The sequence below is a fragment of the Paenibacillus oceani genome (assembly GCF_014705615.1).
Taxonomy (GTDB): Bacteria; Bacillota; Bacilli; order Paenibacillales; family NBRC-103111; genus Paenibacillus_AB; species Paenibacillus_AB oceani.
Genome location: NZ_JACXJA010000021.1, coordinates 132,177 through 158,144, shown reverse-complemented (window position 1 = coordinate 158,144; position 25,968 = coordinate 132,177). Strand labels below are relative to the sequence as shown.

The following is a 25,968-nucleotide window of genomic DNA, read 5'->3' as shown; positions in this document are numbered from 1 at the left end:
TCTCTCAGCTGTTTTTGCTTCTTAAGCGAAACTTGAAGCGCCGTCTGTCGTCGTCGCCGGATAATTGGTACTGAATGATCGAGAACACCATAATGATCAGGAACAAGATGACGGATTGCGCGGAAGCAAGACCGTAATCGAAATCGCGGAACGCGGTTTTGTAGATAACGTGCACAACGGTTTCCGTAGCGTTGCCTGGACCGCCGCCTGTCATCATGACGATTTGGGTGAACACTTGGAACGAGCCGATCAAGGTTAGAATCAGCAAATAAAACGTGGTCGGCTTCAGCAGCGGAACCGTAATTTGCCGCCAAATTTGAAAGGAAGACGCTCCGTCTATACGGGCCGCTTCGACCAGATTCGGATTCAGGGCACCCATGGCCGCCAAATAAATGATAATCCCCGCACCGGGCGGTATAAGCAAGTTCATCATGATTAGCGACCACAGCGCCGACGAGGATTGCCCCAGCCAATCGATCGGTTGCAACCCGATCCATTCCAGCATTCCGTTGAACAAGCCGAACCGGTAATTAAACATCCAGCGCCATACCATCGCGATTACAACCATGGAGGTGACCGACGGGATATAAAAGGCGGCGCGGAAAAACGTCCGGGATACCGCCCGGAGGGGAAAAACAAGAGACGCGATAACTAAGGCCGACCATACCGATACAGGTACGGTTACAATCGTGTATACAAACGTGTTCCATAAGGAAACCCGGAACATCTCGCTGCGGAAAGCCTCGATGTAATTGTCCAGTCCGACCCAATGGGCATCGAATATTTCAAACTTTTGAAAGGAAAGCACCAGCGACCAAAAAACCGGGATAATCGTGAAGAGCGCAAATAACAGCAACTTGGGCAGCAAAAACCAATAAGCGGACGCATACCGGCTGTAGCTGCGCTTGAGCTTTTCCCTGAACGTTATGCCGGACTTCATCTGCTGCATGTAAGATTCCAAGCCCCAGTCCTCCTTATGAGGGGTCGGAGCTCCCGGTATCCGCGGAAGCCCCTGACCTTCTTTTCGTTTCGAAACTTCATTCGCTGAGCTCTCGAAAAGCAGCTATTCAACCGGTACTCCTTGTTATTTTTTCAAAATCGGCTCCACTTGCTTGCCTGCGTCCTTTAATGCTTGTTCCGCGCTTTTCGTGCCGTTCACGGCTAGCTGCAGCTCTTTTTGAATCAGCTCGTCGATTTTGGCCCACTGGGGATGACGAGGCACCATAACGGCATTTTCCGATATTTTTTGCGCCTGCTCCATTTGCGGATTATCTTCGAATGGACGTTTTTGTGCAGCCGATTTTTTGGATGGAAACACCCCGTAATATTTGGCCGTCGTATAGATTTCGTCCGTCGTCGTTAAAAACTTCATAAACTCCGCAATCATCTTGCGCTTCCCGTCATCCTTCTGCTTAAACATAACCCAGCCTAGAACGTCGCCGATTGTAGTCGATTTATCGGTTGTACCGCTCGGGTATTCCGCAACCATGAAGTTCATCTTGTACGGATCTTTCTGAGCCGAAGCGATCGCCCACGAGCTCCACGGCTGAACGGCCATCAACCGTTTGTCCGTCGCGGCAAATTGCTTCCACGTATCGCCGACGTTAGACGTTCCCATATCGGGAGGGGCTACCTGGTGCTTGAATTTCAGATCGAGAAACTTTTGCAGTCCGCGGATCGCTTCGGGCGAGTCGAACGTATACCGGGTCATATCTTCGCTTAACGGACGCCCGCCATCCATCATAATGAACGGCCATGACTCGTAGTAGCTTGGCATTATATAAGTCGAGAAACCGTGCTTCCCGTCTCCGGTAAGCTTCTTCATCTTGTCTACGAACTCTTCATACGTCCATTTGCCGTCCTTGGGAGGCTCTACTCCTCTGGCTTTGAACATATCGAGGTTGAGCAGCAGGGTGTGCACCCGGGAACTGACGGGAACGCCGTAATGCTTGCCCTGATATTCATACTCGGCTAACGTGTTCGGGAAGAAATCGTTCAGTTCTTCCTTGGTATAGAACGGGTCGATCGGCTCCACGACACCTTGTTGAATGTTCTTGACGCTGGCAATCCGGTTGCTGACGTTATATACGAGGTCGGGCCATGCTTTGCCCGCTATGGCGACATTTAATTTATCTTCCATCTCCGCCCATGGCGTCTGTACGATCTTGATCGTTACACCCGGATGAAGCTTCTCAAACTCGGCTTTCTTCTGTTCGATCCAAAAATATTTATTATTTTGATCATCCGACCATCTCGGGCCGTCCCAGACGGTTATCTCCCCGGTCCAGGCCGGAACGTCCGCCGAGCCTTGACTATCTTTCGAGCCGGACGGGGCCTGGGACGAGCCACAGGCGGACAACACGACGGAAGCGATCAAGGTGACGGATGCCAGCTTAGCAAATCGAAAACGACGAAACATTCAGATAGACCTCCCGCTTAAAGTAATGGTAGTAGAAGAAAATCGAAATAAAATGCAATTGCAGTCGAGCCGGCAGGCCTCACCCCCCTCAATGGAAAATAAAAAAAGAGAAGGCGCAAAGAGGCAGCCCCCGTCATAGGCGGAAGTTGCAACTCCTTGAGCTTTCTCTCATCACACAAACTCAGGTTGGTTGTATTCTATTGTTACATCCCGTCAGGGAAAAAATCTTGAAAGCTTTTGCGCCACAGCGCCGTCTCCGATACGGATAACGAGGTAGCCCCCGCATTCAACGCAGTCCGCGCTTCGTCCATGGTCCGGATTAGTCCGCTGGCGATGATCGGAATCGTATCGGTTGCCGCTGCATAGGTCTCAATTACTTTCGGAATGACGCCCGGCATAATCTCGATTCCGTCCGGTTCAAGCTGATCGATCATCTTGAGCCCGTTATCCACGGCAAGCGAATCGATGACGAACAAATGAAGGATGCCGTACAACCCCGCCTGCTTGGCCGCTTTAACCATATGACTCTTGGGCGTTACGATGCCGTCTGCCCGGAGATGGTCCGCTACGAATTCGATCGTTTCCTTGTCCGTGCTCGACAGTCCGCGAACTAGATCCAGATGGATGAAGGAATGTTTTCCCGCGTTCCTCACTTGCGTGACGGCCGGAATGATCTCCGAAGCGCTGCCGCCCATAAAAAACACGTTATCCACTTTGGATTCGAGAGCGGCATTTAACTCCGACAGTTTGCGTACTGCAGCAATGATCGGCTTGCTCCCGATTCGATGAAGTAAAGTCATCTTCCACTCCCTTAGATGCCTACTGAAGCCAGTATATCATACGGATCTCTTCTTGTTTGTTTAGTATTTGTTAATGTGGATGCAAGTCGGCCCGCTTCCCTGCATCGTCATTTCGCGACGTCAATCGGGCTCCAGATTTCCACCTGCTCTTCTTCCCCATCCTCTCGGATATAAAAAACTTCTATCGCGCAGGCATTGCGCAAGGATACGTGTCCGTTCTCCTTCATAAACCGCTCCAGCTGTCCGTAGCCTTCCCCGATTGTGCGATTTGTGCAGATTACCCGTGCTTGATCCACACACCTCCGCCAAAAGAAAAACCGCCGCTAATCGTTAGCGGCGACTGAACTATTTTACTTGGCTTCCGTTTTTTTGTATGCATCGAAGATCACTTGAACGTCGGTTTCGGCGAGCGCATACGCCCATGAATCACCCTGTTTCACGATCCAGACCAGCCCGTTGTCCAGCTTGCCGGCGTATACGTCGGAAGATTCCTTGCCTTCCTTGCTGAATTTGATTTCGAGCTTCAGCTCGGCAGTGTCCAGCTTCAATTCGGAAGCAGGCCGCACGAGCTGATCGGTTACCGCAAACAGCAGCTTGTCGATCGCCGGCTCGACATCGCCCGCCTTCACTTCCTTGCCGTCAAGCGTCCAGGCCGATTCGTTGAACGATTTGGTTTTGTCCGTTTTGACGACCGATTTTTTGGCGCCCTTCCATTGCAGCTCCACACCGACCACGTCCAGATAGTTGAGCTTAAACGGACTTTTGTTCATAAAGCTCATCAAATCTTTTTGCAGTGTTGTGATTTGCTGGTCGGCCAGCTTGTAAATGGCAGGACTATCTTTCAGCTTCGTATAAAAGTGTCCGGCAATCGGCAAGGGAGATCCGATCTGCACCGTTTTGACGGTGCCGTCGTTCAGCGTCACTTCAAATTCCTTGGTCGGGCTGCTCAAGCCAAACACCGATAGATCGGATGGATTGGCCTCGACTTCGCCATCATGCTTCAGAGCCGTAAAGCTGCCAAGCCAGCTTTCCACCGTACTCGTCTCGACCGGCATCGCCGCCGGCTTGACCATCGTCCACTTGCCGTCCTTCTTCTCGAACTCCAAGCCTTCCTCTTTCAGCTTAAAGCCCGCGATATCCTCCTGCTTCATCGTGACGAGCGGCTTGGAAACCGGCTCCTCCTCTTCCTTCTTGAAAAACGATTGGCTGGATGCATACCAGAACGCCCCGATCAATACGACGAGAAGCACGATCGTCGGAATGAACCGTTTCATCCTTTTCTCCTCCTCCACCAGATCGCCCCGCCAAGCGCCAGGATAAGCAGCGGGAATGCTACGATAGTGCCGTAGAAAATCCACTGTGCCTGATTCGGCATAATGAACGCCTGCTGCATCGCTTCTTCCTCACGCGGACGGATGGTGACCAGGTTCTCTTGTTCCTGCAGCCAGTTGACGCTGTTCAAGGCGAAGTCGCGGTTGCCTTGCTCGCGAATAATCTGATCGTGCAGGAATTGGGCATTCCCGATCACGACCGCCTTCGGCTTGCCGTCCTTGTTCTCGATCGCGTAAGCGACGTCGAGCGGACCTTTCGGATCGTTCTCGTCCTGCTTGGTCTTGCCGGTCGTCAACTGCGTCATATCGGTTTCGCCGTAAGCTTTGTCGGTTGATTTCAGCAGCGCTCTCGTCTTCCAATCGGTATTGTTGGCATCCGTCATTAACCCGAGCGCAACCGGAAGAATCGTTACCCGGTTCTGATCGGACAAGTCGTACGTAATATCATGGTAGTTGTAGCTCGGCACGATCGTAAGCGGATCTCCGAGCAGCGTACGGCCGGTCTCCACAACGATCGAGCGGGAATTTTTGACGTTGATCGTATTCAGCAAATCGTCGATATTCGTCCATGTGCCCAAATCTTTGGAGAAACCGAGTGCGATAAAGAGCTTGCCCTTGCCTCTCACATATTCTTTGAGCAGCGTGCTTTCCTTGGAGTCCAGATCGGTTTGCGGGCCTACGAGGAATACGGCTTCCGCATCGTCGGGAACTTTGCCTTCCTTATACAGGTTCAGCTCCTTGACTTCGTAGTTCTCTCCTTCCAGCGTAGAGCGCAGCGTCGAGATTTGTCCGGCCGGCATCTCGCCGTGTCCCGTTAAGAAGTACACCGGACGTTTCACATCGGACGTTAGGCCCATAATCGCCGCAGTGAACTTTTCTTCGCCGCTGAACGTATAGGAGCCTTGCGCCGCCCCCGGGCCGAACAGCTCATAGCTGAATACTTTCTTCTGCTTGTCGCCCATCTCGAACACGATTGTTCCGGCCTGATCGATCTGATACTGCTGAGCTTTGGCCGGCTCGCGGGTCGGGTCTACCTCTTCGAAGGACATCTTGCCCGTGCGCTTGGCATATTCGTTCAACATATCGCGGATATCCCGGTACATGATCGAGTCGTCCGCCGTAGTGCCTCCCGTGAACATCGTCGCCTTCACGTCTTTGTTCAAATCGTTCAGCACCATGACCGTTTTTTCGGACAAGGAGTATTTTTTATTTTTGCTCAAATCCCATTGGATGCCCTTCAAGGAACTCAGGAAGAGCGTTACGATAATAAATATCCCGATCACGGCAATCGATAAAACCGTCGCATTCGTGCCTTTGATCCATTTGTTCACGTCTCTTCCCCCCTTATCTCCAACGTTTGCGTTCCAGCGTCTGAATGCTCAGGACGAGGAACACGGCGATCAGCGTCACATAAAACAGCACATCGGCCAATTGGAAAATCCCTTTTTGCAAATTGATTTGACGGCCGGTGAGCGAGAATTGAATGATCCATTCCTTAAACTTGCCGCCGAAACCTTCCGCCGCCCAGTCGATCAGCCACAACACGAGCAGGATGACAAAAGCGGCAATCGCCGCAACCATCTGGTTGCTGGAAAGCGTCGAGGCGAACAAGCCGACCGCCATCATCGCAGCGCCCAGCAAAAACATGCTGAGATACGACAGCCAGAGCACGGACGCGTCCAAATCGCCAAAAGCCGACATGATCCACGGATAGATCAAGCTGCTTACTACGAGCATAAACATCAGTGTAAGCGCCGCCATATATTTCCCGAACACAATCTCTCCGATTCCGGCAGGCGACGTAAGCAGCATCTCGTCGGTACCTTGGCGGAATTCCTCGGAGACGAGGCGCATCGACAATAACGGAATAATGAACAAATAAATGAAAGTCGTGTTTCCGACGACAACCCGGGCATCTACGATGCTGTAGTTGGTCAGGACAAAATTCCAATAAAACATCACGCTCGACAGCAGCACATAAATCGCAAACGCGACGTAGGCGGTCGGCGAGTAGAAGTACATCTGCAGCTCCTTGCTGCAAATGGCCATAGCTCTACGCATTCTTCTCCACCTCCGGTTCCTCTTGCGGCTCCGCCGGTTCTTGCTCCTCGGGTTGCTTCTCGTCAGTCGTCAGCTTCAGGAAGATGTCTTCCAGGCTGAGGCTTTCCTTCTTCATGCCGAGAATCGGGTAGCCGCGTTCCGCCATCCGGTAAAACACCGCTTCGCGGATATCGGTACGATCCTTGGCCGTCACCTGGAGCAAGGTCGCCCCGGCTTCAACGCGTTCGCGGTCCAGTTCTTTGACCACTCCTACGTCCGGCAGCTCCTGAAGTTCGCGCATGACGTCCTCCTTCGGCCCTTTAATCTCCAGGCTGACTTCGAACGTCTCGCCCATCGTGCCCCCGATCCGGTCGGGGTGCTCATCCAGTACGATGACGCCTTGATTGATAATCAGCACCCGGTTGCAGATCGCGTTCACTTCCGGCAAAATATGCGTGCTGATCAAAACGGTATGATTTTCGCCCAATTCGCGAATAAGCTGCCTGATCTCGATGATTTGCTTCGGGTCGAGCCCTGACGTAGGCTCGTCCAGGATGAGCAGATCGGGTTTGTGCACGATCGCCTGGGCGAGACCGAGACGCTGCTTATACCCTTTGGACAAGCTGCGAATAATTTGCCTCTCCCGGCCTTGCAGACCCAGCTTCTCGATTACTTCGCCGATCCGCTGCTTCTGTTCGCGCACCGGCACGTCGCGGAGACTGGCGACGAATTTCAAGTACGAGGTGACCGTCATCTCCGGATAAAGCGGCGGGGTTTCCGGCAAATACCCGATCTTTCTTCGCGCCTTGCGCGGATGATCGGCCATCGACAGGCCGTCCACCAGAATCGACCCTTTCGTCGGATTCAAGTACCCTGTAATCATGCGCATGGTAGTCGTTTTGCCGGCTCCGTTCGGACCCAAAAAGCCGACGATCTCGCCTCGGCTCATCGAAAAATCGATGTTGTGAACCCCTCTCTTATTCTCGTACAGCTTGCTCACCTGTTTGACTTCCAGCACCTTGACTCCCTCCTCTTCAGTAGAGACCTTAATCCCCAGGCTCATCTATCGGATGCATATCCCAGACTAACTCATTTTACCAGAAACAATATACTAACCAAACAATAATCAAACCTTAAACAAATATGAAAATTAGATTAAAATTTTGTGTCTAAATTGTGAACGAGTTAGAGTGATGAAACCATCCATGTCCCGGGGCACAGAAAAGGCAAGCTCTGCTTGCAATAAGGTGCAAGGAAGCTTGCCTGTTGGACGAACTCCTGTCCGAAATAAGTGCCGTCAAGTCCGAAAGCTGTATGCAATGGGAGGGAGCCGGGTTTACATCTTCGCCTGCTCCAGATCTTCGATTCGTTGAAGCACCGAATATTCGTCCGGATAAATCATCAAATATTCGGTCAGTCCGACCATCCGGAACAATTTTTGAAAATGCGGCGTAACGCCGTAGGCGAAGGTGCGAAACTTTCCCTTCAGCCCGGCCCTGACGAGGCGGATCAGAACAGCGATTCCCGCGCTGTTAATATACGGAACGCGCGTACAATTCAAAATCAGGTAACTTCCCGGCGACCCCAGGCCGGTCTCCCACGCCCTCATGCCAAGCAGCGTCTCTTCGGCCTGCTTCGTCAAATCGCCGCTCATATCGAGAATAACACCGTGTCCGAAGCTGCGCCTCTGTATCTGAAACTGGTTGTCCATCGCCGTCTTACCCCTCCCCATTCGATACGAACTCGACCTCTGTATAAAACGTTCCCGCCTCATAACCGAACCGGACCCGGTCGGACAACGACTGGATCAGAAACAGCCCCCAGCCGCGGGGATTATCCTCCTCCAGCTTATCCTCCGCTCGCGGCAAATCTGCCTTGGCGGCCATCCAGCCCTCGTAGTCGAAGCCGCTCCCCTCGTCGAGGATCCGGCATACCGCCCGTTCCCGGTCTACTTGCAGCCGGATGCGGACCCGCTTATGAAGATCCAGCCCGTTCCCGTGCTCGGCCGCGTTCAGACAAGCTTCCGCAACAACCGTCGCCATATCGTCAAGCCGGTGCGAGAGCGGGGCAAAGCCGTTGAGATAACCGGCCAATAGTGCAAGTATCCGCCGTTCTTGCCCGAGCTTGCTTCGCATGCTCCATTCCCCGTACATCCGCCGGGAAACTCCCGCTTCACCCGTCAACCCTCCACCTACTTTCCGCCGTGCAGGCGCCGATCTCCGTATCCTCAATATAGCTTACGAATCTTACAAAACACTTACATGCACACGAACCGTCCTTGGGGAGCAGCCCGCTTATATTCCCTCGCCTTGCAGCAGCCGCGTCGTCTCCGGCAGAGGCGTCACATTCAGCTCCTCGCGGCATACCGCCTCCAGCTTCCGGTACCACCGGTTCGCCTCGGCCGTTTTGCCTTGCCGCATCAGCAGCCGGATCATCCCCTGGTAGGCTTCCTCCTCGGCGGGCCGGACCTGCAGCCAGCCGATGCAATAGGATTCGGCCGCGTCATACCGCGATTTCTCCATAGCGAAGTAAACCAGCCTTTTTAACGTTACGGCCTGGACCTCCGCGTAGTGATTGCGAAATCCGTCCAGCCAGTCAATGTAAGAAAGCTCCGGCACAAGCTCCTCGTACATCTGAACCGCCTGCTCGTACAGCTCCGCAGCCAGCTCGCGGTCGCTTGGCCAGAGCTGGTCGCCTACGCGGATGAGCGTCCGATATTTTTCCACATCGGCCTGTTCGAGAAGCGCGCCGATTTTGACTACTCCGCCCCGTGCGATAATCGCGTCCTCGCATCCCAAAGCTTCCCGCAAGACCTGCTTGAGGCTATGGATCGTTACGTACAGTTGGCCTGCCTTCCGGTCGGAGTCGCTGTCGGCGAACAGCTTCTCGAGCAGTTGATCCCGCGGGCACGTGTAGTTCGGCTGCAACAGCAAATACAGCAAAAGCTCCTGCGCCTTCCGGCGTTTCCAGCGAAAGTCCGCCACCTCGGTGTTGCCCCGGGTAAATTTCATCATGCCAAAGCAGGTTACGTTCCACAGCAGCTCCCCCTGCTCCGTCTTCTCGTCACGGTCCCAAACCAACGCATCCAGTGCCCGCTTCATCGCCTGAACTTTCATTCTCGCCTGAGCGGATGCGCACAGCTTCGCCAGCGCTTCGGCCTGGACAAGCGCCCGGCGCGCCCCCGCTTCATTCCGTTCCTCCCGTTTGCGCTCAAACCCAAGACAGGCATACTGAAACTGGATCGTGGCATCGCCTGCAAACCGTCTGACGTCGTCTCTCAGCCGCTCGAGTCCTTCCTCCGGCAAGACCTGGCCGCAGCGGAGCATCGCTATATATCCGCAGCAGCGCAATGCTGCGTCCAACACGACGGGCAACTTGTTAGGCGACAGCCCGGCGAACGCATCGGAGGCTTCCTCCCACCGCTCCTCGAAGTAAAGCGCCGTTGCGGCATAAGCCGCCTCGTAGTCGGCTACGGCAGGGCTGGCGGTTAAGCGCAGACACAGCAGCGCATGCGACTCCTGAATCCGGCTGCCTAGCGCCGGCCCGAGATCGAGCAGCATTTCGAGTAAAACCCGGCTGCCGTTCTCCGGATCTGCGGCCCGGTCGAATGCGTCAAAGGCCGCCTGGTAGTATAACCTCCGGCTGCTTTCTTCGCCAATCAACTGCGCTCCCCTGGCAATGGCGAGAGGAACGTGCCCGCCTTGCGCCGTTTCTTCGCGCTCGTATTCGTTCCGGAGAAAGATCAGCAGCGTCTCCGCCTCGTGAAGCTCGCCCATGCGCATGTGCACGTAAGCAAGCGAGGCCATCGCAGCGAGCAGCTCCTGCTGAAACGTCTGGCGCGCAAACCCTTTCACCGACTTTTGCAGCAATTCCTTCGCTTCCGCCAGCCGCCCTGCATCCGCCAGCCGTTCCCCGTAAGCTTTCTGCAGCAGGGGCGACCCGCTCAGCACGCCGTCCGGCAGCATGGCGAGCAGCTCCGCATCGGGCCGCCCGCCTTCGAGGATGGCGCATTCCAGCCGGATGACCGCCATCGCATAATCTCTCTGATCGATCCATCGTCTGACCTCGTTCAACGTCAATCACCGCTGCTCTTATGTGATACCGTACTAATTCGTCGGCAGCAGCCGTTTCCCTCTCCACCGCCCCAAAGAAAAAAGCGGAGCCCCGCAATCCGTATAACCGGCTTGCGCGCTCCGCTGCAACTTTCTTTATTTGACCAATTGTCCTCGGGTGACGCCAAGCTGGTTCGTCGCCTTCAGCGCCCGCCACACGCTCGTACCGCTGATCGTCCCCTTCAAGGCGCGGCTGTACAGATCAAGCACCTCGCGTACTTTATCCGGCGTCTCCTCCAGAAACTCGACCCGGAACGTCGTTAGCCCAAGCTCCCGGAACTGGGGTAAATATTCCGCTCCGGACTGTTCGATCGCGTTATAGACCGTGTTGCGGCACCCTTCGTCCACGCGGACCGGGTGAGACATGCCGATCCGGTCCTGAAGCGATACGCGACGCTCCTCGCAAGGCCGGCCGCAGTTCGTATAGTCCGTACCCTCGCTCAGAAATGTGCAGTATACGCAGTGCTCCGTATGGAACATCGGCAAATGCTGATGAATGACAAGCTCCAGCCTGGACGGGTCCGTCCTCCGCAGCATATCGACCATCTGTTGAATATTCAGATCGTAGGACGGCGTTACCCGGCTGCAGCCTGCGTCGACAAACAGATCGACCGTCTTGTGGTTGACCGCATTCAGCGAGAAATCTCCGATCAGCTCCGGCTTGTAGCCGTCCGTGCTCTCTGCCAGGTGTTTCATGAAAAAGTACATCGCGCCGGTGTTGCGGACCAGGATGGCGTCAGGACGCAGCTTCAGCATGTTCTGAAAATACCCGGTCTCTCCCGGCATATGAATCCGCGGGGTCGCAAGAGCGATCCGTCTGCCGGCAGCCCGGACCGCTTCGATCGCGGCGGGAAACTGCTTGATAAATTCAAAATCGGCATAGATCCATTGAACATCGGTGGTGAGCACCGCTTCGACCTGCTCAAGGTTCCGGCAAAGTGCGATGAGACGCGGCTCCTCCCGTCCGGTGAGCGCGCTGGAGGCAACGGAGACTCCCGCTTCGTCGGAGAATACACCGGCCGGCAGTTGCCGGGCCGAATCCGCGTACACGTCTACACTACGCTTCTGGTAGCGGCGCGGCTGCTGGCGGGCCGTCTCCAACAGCTCAACCGCACGCCGGCGCATCTGATTCAGCTCCCGCATCGGGACGATGAGCGAACCCTCCATCGTGACCTCGAGGCCGCTTAATTCGAAAATCGTGCCGCCGAGACGGCCGAGCTGCTCTTCGAACAAGGCGCGGTCCATCGGTCTTTTCTCCGCCTGCACCAGATGCAGCTCCGACTGCACCTCCACGCGGTTACCCGTCCGCAAGTCGGTCCATACCGATTGCAGCGGCTCGCCAAGCCGCCCCGATACGTGGACGGTTACCGGGAAGACACGGTAAGGTTTGTCTGTCTCGAACGTCTGCCGGAGCCTTTTGTCCAGATGCGGGTCGCTCGTCTTCCAGATCCGGTCGCCTACGTGGACCCGCTTCAGGTCGACGTCGTTGCGTCCCGGGACGATCTCGATGAGTTCGCCTCCCGCTTCCCCTTCAAGCTTGACTCCTTTGCGGCGGATATCGTATACCCGTCCCCCTTCCTCCGGCTTGGTCGGGTCACCGGCATCGAATACGATGCCGTCTCCCCGCTTGAGCGGTGCCTCGAGCTCGCATAATACGCCGTCTCGCAGCAGCTGCTTCACCCGGCCCAGATAAACGCCCCGGCTTTTGGGGAATGTGCCCTCGACGAGCTGTTTGTTGTTCGTCCCTTTCAGGAAGCCGTAGGTGAACCCTCGCGAGAAGCTTTGCTGAAGCTCCCGCAGCTCTTCCTTGGACGGCTTCGGATCGCGTCCGGCGAAGTAGTCGTCGATCGCCTTGCGGTATTTACTGACGACGTTCGCTACGTACTCCGGAGATTTCAGCCGCCCTTCGATCTTAAACGAAGTAACGCCGGCTTCAATCAGCTCGGGTACGAGCTCCAGCGCCGCCAAATCTTTGGGCGACAGCAGATAGGCGATATCTCCCATCGGCTTCTGCTCGCCGTCGACCATCAAATCGTACGGAAGCCGGCAAGCCTGCGCGCATTCGCCGCGGTTCGCCGAACGGCCGCCCCACATTTCCGACGTCAGGCACTGGCCCGAATACGATACGCACAAAGCCCCGTGAACGAACACTTCCATCGGCAGCTTCGCCCGGTCGCCGATCTGCTTGATTTGCTTCAAATTGTTCTCGCGTCCGAGCACGACCCGCTCGATGTCGAACGGCTTCGTAAATTCGACCGCCTCCGGCGAGGTGATCGTCATTTGCGTAGAGCCGTGAATCGGGAAGTCCGGGGAGATGTCGCGGATCAGCTTGACGAGCCCGAGATCCTGAACGATGACAGCGTCCACGCCGGCATCGATGCAAGCTTCGATGAGTCGCTTGGCGTCGTTCAGCTCCTCTTCGAATACGAGAATATTAAACGTAACGAACCCTTTGACCCCGTACAGATGCAAAAAGGACATAATGTCCGGCAGCTCGTCCATCGTAAAATTTTTGGCCCGGACGCGGGCGTTGAACTTGTCCACGCCGAAGAAGACGGCGTCGGCTCCGTTCGCCACAGCCGCCCTCAGGCAGTCCCAATCGCCGGCTGGAGCCAGCAGCTCGATATGTTCGATGCGAATGTCTTCGCGCATGTTTCGTTTCCTCCATTGCTTACCCGGTGCGGCCCCTGCCGCCCCTTTATGCTTACTAGTGTACCAGAAAAGGGGGGCCGGGCGCTATTGGAGCGATTTGGAGCATGGCGAACAGATATCTCATAGGATTTCCAGGGTTTCCAGGCCACTATATAACGCCCCATGAAGCCTATACGTCTACTGCTCCTCGCTCGGCACGACTCTCCGAACGATTTCCTCGAACGCTACCGGCGTATAGTCCCAATGTTCCACACAAACGTTGAAGTAATGGTTCCCCTCGTATTTCTGCCCGTGAATATGACCGTGAATATTGACGTAGGGCATATGCTTGTTCATATACATCGGTTCATGCGATAGAAAGAAGAAACCGCCGTAAACGATCGGATATTCGCTTACCTCCTGAAAGCCCGTCTCCAGCCACCAGGCGCGCGAGCGGCCCCGGTCGTGATTGCCGAGGATCAGCGTCTTATAACCGTTCAGCCGGCTGACGATCGCCGTCGTCTTCTCCCGGTTCAGAAACGAGAAGTCGCCGAGATGGAACACTTTATCGTCCTTGCCGACGACGGCGTTCCATCTGTCGATCATCGTCTCGGTCATCTCGTCCGCATCCGCGAACGGCCTCGATTCGAAATCGATAATCGATTTATGACCGAAGTGGTGGTCTGAAATCATAAATACGCCCGCCACCGCCTACACCTCCCGGCCCAGCTTCGCCAACGTTTCGGCGCGCGTCGGCAAGGCGGGGATCGCCCCGCGTTTTGTCGTGGTGAGCGCCCCTGTCGCATTCGCAAAGCTGCATACGTCCCGTACGAACGACTCCTCCGCCATCGCCTCTTCGAGCTGTTCCGCACCGATCCCCGCTTCAGCAAGCCGGCAAAGCAGCCCGCCCACGAAGCTGTCCCCGGCGCCGGTCGTATCGACCGGTTCTACAGGCACGCCGGGAACGGCGATGCCGCCCTTTTTCGTAAAGACGCGGCAGCCGGCGGCACCGAGCGTTGCAACGATACAACGAGGCCCAAGCTCGAGCATCAGCCTCGCCCCTTCCTCGATATCCGCTCCATGGAACAAAAACGCAATCTCGTCCTCGCTAACTTTCACAAGATCCGCGAGCGGCAGCTGATCGACGATGACCCGTCTTGCAAAATCGGCATTCGTCCACAGCGGCAGCCGGACATTCGGATCGTACGAGATCAAAGCACCGAACGCTCTCGCCCGTCTGGCCGCATGCAAGGTAGCAGTACGGCACGGCTCTGCGATCAGCGACACCGAACCGAAGTGAAATATCGCTCCGTCACTCAGCAGGTCGTCTTTAATCTCCTCTTTACGGAGCAGCATATCGGCCGCCGGATCGCGGTAGAACATAAAGTCGCGCTCCCCGTCTTCCCGCAGCGATACGAACGCCAGCCCCGTACGCGCCTCGTCCGTCCGGACGAGAACCGGCTCGACACCTGCTTCATACAGCGCCTCCTGCAAATAGTCGCCGAAGGCGTCGCGGCCTACTTTGGCTATAAACCGGGATTTCCCCCCCAGCTTGGCAACGGCTGCAGCTACGTTTGCCGGGGCTCCGCCTGCGGCTTTCCGGAACGTGTCCACCTGCGCCAGCGGCTGGCCGTTCGTCTGCGGCACGAAATCGATCAGCAGCTCGCCCAGGCATACGACGGTGCGTTTGTTCATACGATTCCTCCTCCAACACGGTATTTACCAAGAGTATAACGAAATCGGGCGGAAAAGTGGAGCCGTCCCGGCGTTCCGACACGATTCCCGAAGTTCCGGCAACCTTTCCTCTCTCTCTTTCGTCAAAAGTTAACAAGGAACCGTCTAAATGCTATAATGACTATAGTATACAGAACCAATCCTGTTGACTATAATCAACGACCTACATCTAACCAGTTTTGAGGGATCGACTTGTCATTGCGCAAAAAAGCGGTCTGGCTCACAGGACTTCTCCTTCTCGCCGCTCTGTTCGTACTCGTCTTCGGTCATAAAGAGGAGCGGGTGCGTCTGCTGTATGCGAGCGGAGGCGATACGTACGACCGGTCCGCTTATCTGAATTTCGAACAAACGATCGTCGCTAACGCCGAAGTGAAAAAAGCCCGTCTGGACGGACTCGACGCCAACAAGCTTCAGTCCTACGACGCGATCTATCTGGACGTCTCTCTGAAGCAGTCCGACACGCTAAAAAGCGCCGTTCCGTTGCTGGAAACCTATGTGAAGCAAGGCGGCCACCTGTTCGTCGAGAACGATCTGCTGAACGATTTACCCAAAGTGCTGCTGGGAGCCGAAGCTATTGCTCCGGTCGCCCCAACCTTATACCCGCAGTTCGGTTATCCGGCCGTCCGCGGAAATCTCCAAGGCTTGCAAAATGTGTTCCGGCAATTCGCCGACAATTTTACATCGCATGCTTACGTGAACAATCTGGACGATATGATGCCGGGCTTCGACTGGGGACAAGCCATCGTGCCTTCCACAGCGGAGACGATCGTTACGCTTAACAATCAGCCTGTCTACACCATCAACCGGTACGGACAAGGTACGGTTTTCGCCGCCGGAGCTTTTTTGCCTAATCGTTATTTTATTACCGGATTTGATCTGCAAAGCGGCATGGACCCGTCCAAAGGGTTTCTGACGAAAGCAAGCAAGCATAATGAGTCGATTCAGCGGCCGGGCATGTCGATGTACTACAGCTTCAAGACCGGCCTGCCGCTGGAGCCTTATTTTCATTTTGCTTTCTCGGCGGCCAATCATTTGTTCCGGAGCGAATACGTATCCTTCGTATCCAAAGAAACGCTGGGCTACAGCCTGAAGAAGGTATTTGGGCCATACGGAAGACCGGCGATGGCTTACCAGAACCATTTCGAGGCGATGCCCGCCTTCCTGCACAAGGAAGCGATCGGCTGGGCCGAGCTGCTGAAGCAGTACAATCAGATTCCTTCGTTCTCGCTGATCCGTTCCGCTTTTGAATGGCACCACTGGTATGAAGGAATTACCGTTCATTTAAATACCGGCTCCAATGAGCAGCCGCAGTTCGTCGGGGAGTTTCCCAACTCGTTTTATTCGAGCGGCACTCTGCTGATTAGCGGGGATTCGCCGCTTACGCAGGCCGCCTATCCCACCGATCCGGAGCGTGGAGTGACGCTGGAGCTGGGAATGAAGCTGGAGCTGCCTTACCGAGTGTATCCGGCCTTAGCCGACTTGAACGGAGACGGCAAGCCCGAGCTGATCGCGGGAAGCGCCGACGGCTACCTGTACTGGTATACCAACGCCGGTCCCAAGCTGTCTATGCAGATGGTACCGGAGGGCCTCGCTCACCCGGACGGTTTCGGAGCTCCGGAGAAGCTCGTACTTACGAACAGACAGCCAATGAAAACCGACGGCTACTCTACGGTAACCGCCGCCGACTTGACGGGAGACGGCAAAGCCGATCTGGTCGTCGGAAGCCAGGGCGGCACTATCGTAGCGCTGCTTCAGCAAGGGAAAGGGACATTCGCTCCGCCGGTACCGCTTCTGTCGGAAGGGGTACCGATCCGGACCGCCTCCCACTCAGCCCCGGCGATCGGGGACTTGAACGGAGACGGCATACCGGATCTGGTCGTCGGAGATTCTACCGGCCAGCTCACGGCCTACTACGGTATCGCGGGCAAGCCGCTGCAGTTCGGGAAAGCGCAGCCGCTGTTCCAGATCGGGGCCAAATATGCCGCCCCTTCGATCCGCGATATGAACGGAGACAAGAAGCCGGACCTCGTCATCGGCAACAATGAAGGCGACCTGCTCGTGTATGTACAAGCCGACGGAAAGTGGAATCCGCAAGGCTCGATTAAGGGCAAGACGAACAATCAGATGGGGTCCAAGTCGCTCGTCGGCGGACAGTTCTCCGTGCCGCTCTGGGCCGATATGAACCATGATGGCAAGGAAGATCTGATCGTCGGCCAAGTCCAATACAGCAGGCCGGTGCCGATCGACGACCCGACGTTCCCTTATAAAAAAGAGCTTACGGAGTTTCTCGATTACGCCAAATCCAACAAGCTGGAGATCATCCCGCACGTCTATGTGCACAGCTTCGTCAGCTCCGAACAGGAGAAGCTCGAATTGCAGCTTCAGCGGAAGGCGTTCGATGCGCTCGGGCTGCCGTGGACCAAAACGGGCACGAACCAGCACACTTGGCGGATTAATCAGTCCGACCGGCTGCAGACGCTTCGCAACGAGAACGACGCCGATATCTGGTTTAATTTCGGCTTCAAGCCGTCCGACAGTCCGACCGAGCCTCAGTGGGGACGGGAATTCATATGGAGCTTCCCTTTCCTGCTTGACGACAACCAGTTGAAATCGCCAATGATGCTGTACGCTCCCGGATTCCGCTATTCGGAAGCGCCGGATGGGAGCAAGCCGGACACAACGGACATTTACCGCTCGTATGCGAATCTGGATCTGCCGATCGATTATTTCGAACATATCGAGTACCAGTTCGACAATCCTACTAAAACCGGTGATCTCACCAAGTTCGTGAAGTTTTTCGACACCCTGCGCACGGACTATAACTATAACTTTATGTCGGAGCCGCAAATGGCGCGTTCGTTCCTGGCTGCGATGAAAACGGAAGTAACCGTAGAACGGCCTTGGCTCGTCTATGCGATCGACAAGCTGAAGACGAAGTTCGGACGCGGCCTGCACCTGACTTTATCGTTATCGTCCGATACGAGCAACGTGCCGGATATGGCCGCCGAGTATCGCGACACCGCGGGAGTCGTCTTCGAGCCCGGAGAGCGGTACGCCAATTATCCGTTCGCTACCGATTCGCCGGCTTTCCTGAAAAACGAAGGCAAGCTGTACGTCGGTCTCGGCCTTCGCCGGCTTACGTCCGTATCCGTCAACTGGGGCGCCGAGCCGTTCCATATCGTACGCTCCAACGTGCCTGTGCGGATTCAGGATAACGGCACGGCATGGACGATCGACCTGAATTCCGACGGCATGCAGCAGATCAAGCTGTACGGCCCGCGTCCTCTCGTCATCGAAGGCGAGGATCTGAAGATCGAGCAAGATCCGGAGAACAATTTGTATACCACCGTAACCCATTACGGAGCCAAAACGAGCATTACCGTAACGATGCCGTAACTATCCGTTACGTGACGCACGCGGCATCCTCAATCCGGAGCAGCTTACGAAAGCCGGCGGTTCGGACGGTTCGCCGATCCGATCCCGGCCGGCTGCGTAACCGCCCGGGAATATGACTAAACCTGAAGGAGATACCTGCATGGAAGAGATCATACTGGAGTTGGAACAACACATCCGGGAGCGCTACGAGATCGACGATAGCGATGACGACTTTACGACCGACGTCCATCTGTTCGACTACGGCTTTATCGATTCCTTGGGAGCGACGGCTTTAATCGCCCATATCGAGAAGACGTACAGCATTCAAGTGACCAATCAGGACCTGATGCTGTATCCGCTGAACACGATCCGCGAGATCGCCACCTTTATCGCGGGCAAGAAGGGAAGGTAATCCATGCTATGAGCAGTCCCCATGCTGTTACATATACCGTTTCGCTCGAGCGCCTTGACCCGAGCCAGCACGGCCAGGTCAAATACGCGTCCGCCTTCGTGGACGAGCATATCGACGAAGTCCGGCTCGAGGGCAGTTTGCTTGTAATCGCCCATCGGTCTCCGGGAGGAAACGAGCGGATTGCCGCCGGCGTCGAGAAGCTGATCGAGCGTTTCTCCCACGGCGACTTCGGATTTAAAGAGCATATCCTCTTCGAGCATCGCGGACCTGCTCCATACCGGGGAGATATTATCGCCGAACTGATCGAGTCCAAGGCGATTAAAGTGCTGGAGCCGGGCTTGTTCATCTTCCGCGAGCCTTTTTCGAGCCTGCTCCGGTTTCTCGACGATACATTCGTACAACGGATCGCGAACGCTTTCGGAGCGAAGCAGGAATCGTATCCGGCGGTCATTCATCTGTCGACGCTCGATAAGACGAACCATTTTACATCGTTTCCGGAGCATCTCCATTTCCTGAACCACCTGCGCGACGATCTGGACGTCATCGAGTCGTTCTCCGAATCGGTACGCGAGGCCGGCGGCTGGAAAGAAGACGCTCCGCTCGACCTGAACAAAACGATGCCGAAGCCTCGTTTTGCGATGAACCCGTCCACCTGCTACCACTGCTACGAGGGCTTGCAGGGCGAGACGCTGGAAGGCGACGGCATCGTCGTTACGGCGGTAGCCAAGTGCCACCGCTATGAATCCAAAAACCACAGCGACTTCGGCCGACTGCTCGACTTCAGCATGCGCGAGATCATATTCGTCGGCAAGCCGGAATTCGTCCGGGAAAACCGTCTGAAGGCCGTCGAATATTTAAAGCAGCTGGCGGTTGAATGGGAAATCGACTGTATTATCGAAAATGCGAACGACCCTTTCTTTACGAACGATTTCCAAGTTAAAGCCTCGTTCCAGCGCAACCAGGAAATGAAGTACGAGATGCGTCTGAGTATTCCCTATATCGGCAAAACGATTGCGTGCAGCTCCGTTAATTTCGCCAGCACCGCCTTTGGCTCCGCCTTCGACATCAAGATGGGCAAACGTCCGGCTACTACCGGCTGCGTCGGCTTCGGGCTGGAGCGCTGGGTGTTCGCTTTTCTCGCGCAGTTCGGCTTGAACGAAGACGGCTGGCCTGCCGCTTTCCGCGAGCAGTACCACGCTTGGCAAACAAAAACGAGATAACGAGTGATTCCCGTGAGCTTCTGGACCTTTTGGAGAAAAAACAGTTTCGTGCTGCTGCTCGTCGCCGGGTTCCTGCTGGTCGATACGTTTGTCGCCTGGCGGGACCCGATGACGAACTCGCTGCGGTTCGAAAAGGATGATTTTACAAAAACGTTATACCACCATCAATGGGATCGGTCCGGTCCCGTTTTTTTTGGCAACTCGGCGGTGACCGGTGCATACATGGAGCACAAAACCCAGAAACCTCTCGTCGAAATGGGCATGACGTACGGAAAAATTACCGATCTGCGGGAAATATTGCAGCGGGGGCTGTATACGGTGGAAGAGCAGCTAGTCGTCGGCATCGACGTGCATACGATGCTGGATCAGATGCAGACCGATCCGCGCTTTCCCTGGTCGAGACCGTGGTATAGCCCGTACCTGTTCCATTACCGGGACTATTTCCAAGATGCGGGCGGCGAGTGGATTCGCAATGCGTGGGCAGCGGCCCGTCAGGGCCAACTGGATTTCAGCTCCTATGAGCCGAGATGGAACGATAAGATGCTTTATTTCGGCTACAAGCCGGCGGAAGAGATGAAAAAAGATTTGGCCCGTTATGAAGCCAATTATTACTGGATGGGCCTGGACGATATGAAAGGAAATCTGGAGGCGCTGGACTGGCTGCTCGGATACGTCAAGGAGCGCAATCTGCCGCTTAAGGTGATCTGGATGCCGCTGAATCCCGACCCGGCGTACCCTCAGCCTGCCTACTGGAAGCAGCTCAAGGAACGCGTTCATGCGATGGTGCAGCCTTATGACGTGCCTGTTCTGGACTTGTCGGACAAGTTCGCTCCGGATACGTTCCACGACATCGTTCACTTGAACCAGGAAGTCGGCGCGCCTAAATTTACCGCGGAGGTGGACCGATGGCTGCTTTCCTTCGAAAAATCGGCGAAGTGATCCTGTACGTCATCATGCTTGCTTTGGTGGCAGTATGCTTCACCGGGCAAGGGCTGTTCATCTACGAAGGGTTTTGATCGATTAAAGGAGCCGGGCTATGTCTTATTTGCTCAATCTGCACGCGCTGGGCGCTCTGCTCGGTATGGTGATCGTGCTGCTGTTGACGCGGCGCTGGCCGCAAAACAAACGAATACTTGTCCTCGTGTTTAACTTATGCTTTCTGTACTTGTTCAGCCGGAAGCTGTTCTTGTTCTCCGCCGTATACGTACTCTTGAACTATATCGGCTATGTGTGGCTCTGCTACGCGCCGAGATGGCGCAGATTCGGCTTCGGGACGGCGATTGTGCTGAATATTGGGGCCGTAGTGGCGCTGCGTCTCCTCGGCATGCATATATTCGAGCATCCCTTGTTCGACGCTATCTACTTATTCGGCCTGATCTATACCGTGCTTAAGGTGATCGACGCCTATTACTTCGCCTATTATGTAGGCAAGGACGGCAAGGCGCCTTTGCTCGATTTCGTCAATTATTTGCTGTTTATCCCAACGTTTACTTCCGGACCGATTTTAAAATTTCGCGATTTCATAGCCGATTCCAAAAAGCCGTATACGGTCGGAGCGGCCGATTTTGAAGCCGGGATTAAGCGGATTATTCTCGGTCTGTTCAAAAAGGTCGTACTGGTCGCCGGGATGACGATCGTCTTCAAGGACGTATTGGAGAATGATCTGCAAGTGTACCACAGCCTGTTTTTGATGGTATGGTTTTATGCGCTCATTTACTTCGATTTCTCGGGTTATTCCGATATCGCGATCGGGTTCGGCCGGCTGATGGGGTATACGATTCCGGAAAACTTCAAGCAGCCGTTCCTGTCGCCGACACTCACGCAATATTGGCGCAATTGGCACGCGACGCTGGGCGACTGGTTCCGCGACCATATCTTTATGATTTTCTCACGCTCCTTCACCTCCAGAGGGGCAGCCGCCTTGCTGTCCATCGTCATCATGGTGCTGATCGGCTTGTGGCACGGCTTTTCTTGGCTGTACCTGCTATGGGGGCTGTATCACGGGATATTGATGGCGCTGGAAAGCTTGCTCAAACTGTCGCTCGTGAACAAAAAGAAGGTGTCCCGTCCGTACTTCTATTTCCGGTGCGTATGCACCCAGCTGCTCGTTACAGCGGCGGTTATCGTGTACAGCGGCAGCCAGGAGACGGTGTTGACGATCTATCGAGGGCTGCTAAACTGGTAAAGGGCGATTTCGATACCATGCCAGCCCGCTTTCGCCAACACAGCGTGCAAACTAACAACCCCCTTGCCGGCCGGCAAGGGGGTTCCTTGTTCTTCGTTCTTATGTAGGGCTTGGGCCCTTTCCGCTCATTAAAGAGATCAAGACATCCAGCTCTGTACCATCAGTACGTCTACAATTAGAAATACGAGTAAGCTGACACCCGCAAATCCGACCGCAAATTTATTTTTTACCGGTGCAGCCAGCAATCTTACCAAGCCGACCGCGATCAGGATCGTAAATGCAACGATAAACAGATCGAACGTATGGAAACTGGCTGCGCCTCCCGCAGCAGCACCTTCTGCCAAAAACATAGCTTGGGACCTCCTTATTGATAACGATCACATTTTTCTCATCTTTTTCTATGTTATCGTGCCTCGTCAACGGTTGCAAGCAATTTCTTCATTGTTAACAAGTTTGTCACGATTTTTTCCGGTTCATTCATGATTTGGCTAGTATCACGATAGGCTACGATTCGTATGAATCGTGTTTTTCAACCTGCCCCGCAAGTATAAGATGTCCATCTCTTCTAACATTTATAACTAGGCGCAAGCGGAAATCCAGTGCTTGGCTTCAATTTCGTCAGCTTCCACACAAAACAAAATGATTGTGCTGCTATCTGCGTAGCAACTCCGGGCGTATATTAAAATCAAGCTTTACCTCATTCATTTCGGTCACCTGCTCGAGCGCTATGCGGATCATTTTGGAGTATCGAGTTTTTAGCCATTCGTTTTGAAAACGGTTTGCGCTTACGATCACTATAGATCCATTTTCGAATAGGGCACGAAGGTTTCGAATCCACGTATCATAGCTTGGTTTGGAGATTTGCCTCTTGATGATGTCACACGCCCCCTCCCAAATCTGATCTATATCCACATATGCCATATGTTCGGCAACCTCAACCGGCGCTGGAAAATGATTTGTCTCGGTTTGTTCCGGCGGGACTGCCCCTTTTTCATCCTCGCTTGCTCCCGTCAGCCCAAGCAAGTCGTCCACTCTTACTTGAAATAATTTGCTCATGGAAGCAAGCAACTCCAAATCCGGCAGCGATAAGCCGCGTTCCCACTTGGATACCGCCTGATGGGTCACCTTCAGCTCGCTTGCCAACTGGGTCTGCGTCATCTTATGCTGCTTTCTCAACAAGGCTATGACGGCCCCAATCCGTTGTGCATCAATCATTCGTTACCCGCCTTTCCCACCCAATCTGATCTCGTCTATTACGTTATCACAGGCCAGACGGGATAGAAATAGTCCTCGTTGTTGAATAGGAAGTATCACGATGCAACCTGTAGTTGCATGTTTCTTCAAAAAAAACCGCAGAAGAACAAACCGTTCATCCTGCGGCCTGGGCTCACCTCACTATTTCCCCTGCTCGGCCCCTACTTGCTTATCATTTCGTTCCGCTGCCTCGCGAAGTGCCGTATTGACATCGGTGCCTTTGGCAACTGCTTCGAGAGCGGCTAGCAGCTCCTTGTTCGCAATCGCGTTATACTTCGTTTTTAAAGTAGGCTCGGCATATTTCGCCGGAATCATCGCTTGTATGCGTTTCCCTTGCACGTACGGAAGGTCGGCAGCGAATTGCTTCATTACGGAGGTGTCTTTCAGGATCGTAATGATGCCGGAGCGGGACGCAAAGCTTTGATACTCATCCGACGTCAAATAGCTCAATACCTGGAACGCAGCGTCACGGTTTTTACTTGCCTTGCTTAAAAAGAAGTACGTAGGGTACGATTGCGAGCCTATTCCCTTTTTGTCCTCGAACACCGGGAATTCGGCTACGTCCCAGTTTACGCTGTCCTTGTATATCTTCTCGGCACCGCTAAGTGTGAGAAACATCGCAACCGTCTTGTTTTTGTAAAAGGGATTTTGCTGATTGTCCAAATAAAACCTGTCGCCAGGCAAGCCGTTTCCGGCAATCTGGTAAAATCTCGACTGATTCTCGAACGCTTTCTTGAATGTATCGTCCAGAAACAGCGCTTTACCGCTTTTCGCATCCTGACTCGGTGCGCCCAGCTGATTCAGCATTAGCCCGAATTCGAACGCCATCGTCAGCCCTTTGTAGCTTTGGCCGCCCTCGGTCCGGGTCATTTTCCGGGTCACGTCGTACAATTCGTCCCACGTCATCCCGTCTTTCGGGTACGAGACTCCGAACATATCGAATAGATCCTTGTTGTAGTATAAAATCATCGAGCGGGTCCAGGTCGGCAGCCCGTATATGCCCCCGTTTGCCATCTTTCGCTGAATTTCAACCGCAGTCGGCTCCAGCCGGTTCAGATCGTATTTGTGCTTGGCAATCAGATCGCTTATGTCGCCTTGCAGGTCGTACTCCATCGTCGAAACCCCGGTCGACTCCACGACCATGTCGATCGTTGTCCCTCCTGCAATCAGATTCGGCAGCGTTTTGCTGTCCACTTTGGGGACGATCTCAAAGGTCCAGTTCGGAAACTTTTCCTTTAGCTTGTTGCCGTACTTATCCATCAGCAGTTCGACTTTTTCACCCGTCGTATCATGGATGACCAGATGGACCGGTATTTTCGTCAGGTCCACCGACGGGGTCTCCCCCGCTTGGTCATTCCCCGCTTTCGGATTCGCGCCGCCCCCGCACGCCGATATCGTTCCTACAGCTGCAAGCATGCATGCCGCAATCGTCCATCTCTTGTTTAACAAATCCAATGACCTCCTTGATCACACAACCCTCGTTATTTTTCATTCGGAACGGTCTGAACCTCGCGGGGAGGGAAGGCGAACGGCTCCAGCAAAAACGGCTGCACCATTTTCCGGTACTGCTCCGGGGGAATCCCGACGAACTTTTTAAATAACCGGCTGAAGTGCGCCATACTATGAAATCCGACTTCCTTGTACACATCCGTAACAGAATTGGTCCGATCCAAGTAAAACAATATTTTAGCCTGGTTGATCCGGTATTTGTACAAATAATCGATGATCGTCATCCCCGTCAGCTCGCGGAATATCCGGGACAGATGATGCTTGCTCATATAGACGCTTTTCTCCAGCGTATCCAGCGAGATCGGCTCGCGGTACTGCTGCTCGATCAACGAAATGACGGTTTGCACGTTCCGTTCCTTTTCCATCCCGTTTGCCGGCCCGCTTTGTTCAAGCTCTTCCATCGCTTCCTCGCATTCCCCGTACAGAAACCACAGCAGCTCGAAAAAAGCCAGCAAAGACCGGTTAAACTCAACCGTGTTCTGGCAGTAGTAATACTTGTTCATCCGGCGCAGCATATCCTCGAATTCAACCTTGCGGTCTCCGCTCAACCGAATCCGGTAATTTTTCAGCACCTCGAACGGACGCAGCGGATTAAGCGGCCCAAGTGTCTGATGAAAGATGCGGATAATCTCCGGATAAAACGAGAACATCGACCGTACGTATTCGTTATCCCGATCCACGATCGGACCATGCAAAGTCATCCCGTTCATCAGGATCGCATCCCCGGACTCCAGCTCGAACACCTGATCCCCGATCAAATAGTCGCACTTGCCTTTATGAAAGTAGTAAATCTCGTATTGCGGATGGGTATGAAACGTTTTCACAAAAGGCGTATTGCATAAATAGTAATATTCGTTAAACAGCGGATAACGCCGCGTTAAGATCAATCGACTCCCCCTCCTTCCCGACGATAAAACGTCCCCGCCGCCGTTGTATTTAATGTAGC

Annotated in this window: 23 protein-coding genes; 5 read left to right on the top strand and 18 right to left on the bottom strand. The window is 54.4% G+C overall.

Annotation, left to right across the window (positions count from 1 at the left end; all coding sequences use genetic code 11):
* Positions 1-4: 4 nt before the first annotated feature.
* The 14 genes from IDH45_RS17005 to IDH45_RS16940 form a co-directional block, all read right to left on the bottom strand.
* Entirely contained in the window at positions 5-961 is a 957-nt protein-coding gene (locus IDH45_RS17005; RefSeq protein ID WP_223836724.1) for a carbohydrate ABC transporter permease, read from the bottom strand.
* Positions 962-1,084: 123 nt separating this feature from the next.
* Entirely contained in the window at positions 1,085-2,419 is a 1,335-nt protein-coding gene (locus IDH45_RS17000) for a sugar ABC transporter substrate-binding protein (RefSeq protein ID WP_190929317.1), read from the bottom strand.
* A 203-nt stretch (positions 2,420-2,622) separates the two neighbouring features.
* Complete coding sequence (locus IDH45_RS16995) at positions 2,623-3,219, bottom strand: glycerol-3-phosphate responsive antiterminator (RefSeq protein WP_190929316.1); 597 nt, start codon at positions 3,217-3,219, stop codon at positions 2,623-2,625.
* 107 nt (positions 3,220-3,326) lie between these two features.
* Positions 3,327-3,515, bottom strand: a complete 189-nt coding sequence (locus tag IDH45_RS16990; RefSeq protein ID WP_190929315.1) for a hypothetical protein — start codon at positions 3,513-3,515, stop codon at positions 3,327-3,329.
* 54 nt (positions 3,516-3,569) lie between these two features.
* Positions 3,570-4,493 carry a DUF4340 domain-containing protein gene (locus tag IDH45_RS16985; protein WP_190929314.1) on the bottom strand — a complete coding sequence of 308 codons (924 nt, stop codon included), beginning with the start codon at positions 4,491-4,493 and terminating at the stop codon, positions 3,570-3,572.
* Entirely contained in the window at positions 4,490-5,881 is a 1,392-nt protein-coding gene (locus IDH45_RS16980) for a GldG family protein (protein ID WP_190929313.1), read from the bottom strand. Before IDH45_RS16980 ends, IDH45_RS16985 begins: the two co-directional genes overlap by 4 nt.
* Before the next feature lie 13 nt (positions 5,882-5,894).
* Positions 5,895-6,611: an ABC transporter permease gene (locus IDH45_RS16975; protein ID WP_190929312.1), complete on the bottom strand. Its 717-nt coding sequence runs from the start codon at positions 6,609-6,611 to the stop codon at positions 5,895-5,897.
* Entirely contained in the window at positions 6,604-7,608 is a 1,005-nt protein-coding gene (locus IDH45_RS16970) for an ABC transporter ATP-binding protein (protein WP_190929311.1), read from the bottom strand. Before IDH45_RS16970 ends, IDH45_RS16975 begins: the two co-directional genes overlap by 8 nt.
* A 318-nt stretch (positions 7,609-7,926) precedes the next feature.
* A complete protein-coding gene (locus IDH45_RS16965) occupies positions 7,927-8,301 on the bottom strand; it encodes an STAS domain-containing protein (RefSeq protein ID WP_190929310.1) in 375 nt (124 codons plus the stop codon).
* 7 nt (positions 8,302-8,308) lie between these two features.
* The gene (locus IDH45_RS16960; RefSeq protein ID WP_190929309.1) at positions 8,309-8,743 is read right to left on the bottom strand and encodes an ATP-binding protein; all 435 of its coding nucleotides are present in this window, start codon (positions 8,741-8,743) and stop codon (positions 8,309-8,311) included.
* Between the two features lie 141 nt (positions 8,744-8,884).
* A complete protein-coding gene (locus tag IDH45_RS16955; RefSeq protein ID WP_190929308.1) occupies positions 8,885-10,669 on the bottom strand; it encodes an AfsR/SARP family transcriptional regulator in 1,785 nt (594 codons plus the stop codon).
* A 129-nt stretch (positions 10,670-10,798) separates the two neighbouring features.
* A complete protein-coding gene (locus IDH45_RS16950; protein WP_190929307.1) occupies positions 10,799-13,354 on the bottom strand; it encodes a U32 family peptidase in 2,556 nt (851 codons plus the stop codon).
* A 177-nt stretch (positions 13,355-13,531) separates the two neighbouring features.
* The gene (locus tag IDH45_RS16945; protein ID WP_190929306.1) at positions 13,532-14,041 is read right to left on the bottom strand and encodes a phosphoesterase; all 510 of its coding nucleotides are present in this window, start codon (positions 14,039-14,041) and stop codon (positions 13,532-13,534) included.
* Between the two features lie 3 nt (positions 14,042-14,044).
* Entirely contained in the window at positions 14,045-15,028 is a 984-nt protein-coding gene (locus tag IDH45_RS16940; protein ID WP_190929305.1) for a PfkB family carbohydrate kinase, read from the bottom strand.
* 231 nt (positions 15,029-15,259) lie between these two features.
* On the opposite strand from IDH45_RS16940, the gene IDH45_RS16935 reads away from it, so the two are divergent.
* The 5 genes from IDH45_RS16935 to IDH45_RS16915 all read left to right on the top strand — a co-directional run bounded on the left by IDH45_RS16935 (position 15,260) and on the right by IDH45_RS16915 (position 22,259).
* The gene (locus IDH45_RS16935; protein WP_223836723.1) at positions 15,260-18,463 is read left to right on the top strand and encodes an FG-GAP repeat domain-containing protein; all 3,204 of its coding nucleotides are present in this window, start codon (positions 15,260-15,262) and stop codon (positions 18,461-18,463) included.
* Between the two features lie 139 nt (positions 18,464-18,602).
* On the top strand, positions 18,603-18,854 hold the full coding sequence (locus tag IDH45_RS16930) for an acyl carrier protein (RefSeq protein WP_190929304.1): 252 nt from the start codon (positions 18,603-18,605) through the stop codon (positions 18,852-18,854).
* Positions 18,855-18,862: 8 nt separating this feature from the next.
* A complete protein-coding gene (locus IDH45_RS16925; protein ID WP_190929303.1) occupies positions 18,863-20,074 on the top strand; it encodes a hypothetical protein in 1,212 nt (403 codons plus the stop codon).
* A gap of 12 nt (positions 20,075-20,086) precedes the next feature.
* On the top strand, positions 20,087-21,013 hold the full coding sequence (locus tag IDH45_RS16920) for a hypothetical protein (protein ID WP_190929302.1): 927 nt from the start codon (positions 20,087-20,089) through the stop codon (positions 21,011-21,013).
* A 97-nt stretch (positions 21,014-21,110) separates the two neighbouring features.
* Complete coding sequence (locus tag IDH45_RS16915) at positions 21,111-22,259, top strand: MBOAT family O-acyltransferase (RefSeq protein WP_190929301.1); 1,149 nt, start codon at positions 21,111-21,113, stop codon at positions 22,257-22,259.
* A gap of 137 nt (positions 22,260-22,396) precedes the next feature.
* Here the strand turns inward: IDH45_RS16915 and IDH45_RS16910 are convergent, their stop codons facing one another.
* The 4 genes from IDH45_RS16910 to IDH45_RS16895 all read right to left on the bottom strand — a co-directional run bounded on the left by IDH45_RS16910 (position 22,397) and on the right by IDH45_RS16895 (position 25,909).
* On the bottom strand, positions 22,397-22,609 hold the full coding sequence (locus tag IDH45_RS16910) for a hypothetical protein (protein WP_190929300.1): 213 nt from the start codon (positions 22,607-22,609) through the stop codon (positions 22,397-22,399).
* 301 nt (positions 22,610-22,910) lie between these two features.
* Positions 22,911-23,474, bottom strand: coding sequence for a helix-turn-helix domain-containing protein (locus tag IDH45_RS16905; RefSeq protein ID WP_190929299.1), 564 nt, complete (start codon positions 23,472-23,474; stop codon positions 22,911-22,913).
* A gap of 180 nt (positions 23,475-23,654) precedes the next feature.
* On the bottom strand, positions 23,655-24,962 hold the full coding sequence (locus tag IDH45_RS16900; protein ID WP_190929298.1) for an ABC transporter substrate-binding protein: 1,308 nt from the start codon (positions 24,960-24,962) through the stop codon (positions 23,655-23,657).
* A gap of 32 nt (positions 24,963-24,994) precedes the next feature.
* Entirely contained in the window at positions 24,995-25,909 is a 915-nt protein-coding gene (locus tag IDH45_RS16895) for an AraC family transcriptional regulator (protein ID WP_190929297.1), read from the bottom strand.
* Positions 25,910-25,968 lie beyond the last annotated feature (59 nt).

Bases quoted from the DNA above. Each gene is read 5' to 3' on its own strand.
- IDH45_RS16940 (WP_190929305.1), bottom strand. From the start codon at position 15,028: ATGAACAAACGCACCGTCGTATGCCTGGGCGAGCTGCTGATCGATTTC.
- IDH45_RS16915 (WP_190929301.1), top strand. From the start codon at position 21,111: ATGTCTTATTTGCTCAATCTGCACGCGCTGGGCGCTCTGCTCGGTATG.
- IDH45_RS16975 (WP_190929312.1), bottom strand. From the start codon at position 6,611: ATGCGTAGAGCTATGGCCATTTGCAGCAAGGAGCTGCAGATGTACTTC.
- IDH45_RS16995 (WP_190929316.1), bottom strand. From the start codon at position 3,219: ATGACTTTACTTCATCGAATCGGGAGCAAGCCGATCATTGCTGCAGTA.
- IDH45_RS16960 (WP_190929309.1), bottom strand. From the start codon at position 8,743: ATGTACGGGGAATGGAGCATGCGAAGCAAGCTCGGGCAAGAACGGCGG.
- IDH45_RS16965 (WP_190929310.1), bottom strand. From the start codon at position 8,301: ATGGACAACCAGTTTCAGATACAGAGGCGCAGCTTCGGACACGGTGTT.
- IDH45_RS16910 (WP_190929300.1), bottom strand. From the start codon at position 22,609: ATGTTTTTGGCAGAAGGTGCTGCTGCGGGAGGCGCAGCCAGTTTCCAT.
- IDH45_RS16905 (WP_190929299.1), bottom strand. From the start codon at position 23,474: ATGATTGATGCACAACGGATTGGGGCCGTCATAGCCTTGTTGAGAAAG.
- IDH45_RS16930 (WP_190929304.1), top strand. From the start codon at position 18,603: ATGGAAGAGATCATACTGGAGTTGGAACAACACATCCGGGAGCGCTAC.
- IDH45_RS17000 (WP_190929317.1), bottom strand. From the start codon at position 2,419: ATGTTTCGTCGTTTTCGATTTGCTAAGCTGGCATCCGTCACCTTGATC.
- IDH45_RS16985 (WP_190929314.1), bottom strand. From the start codon at position 4,493: ATGAAACGGTTCATTCCGACGATCGTGCTTCTCGTCGTATTGATCGGG.
- IDH45_RS16925 (WP_190929303.1), top strand. From the start codon at position 18,863: ATGAGCAGTCCCCATGCTGTTACATATACCGTTTCGCTCGAGCGCCTT.
- IDH45_RS16950 (WP_190929307.1), bottom strand. From the start codon at position 13,354: ATGCGCGAAGACATTCGCATCGAACATATCGAGCTGCTGGCTCCAGCC.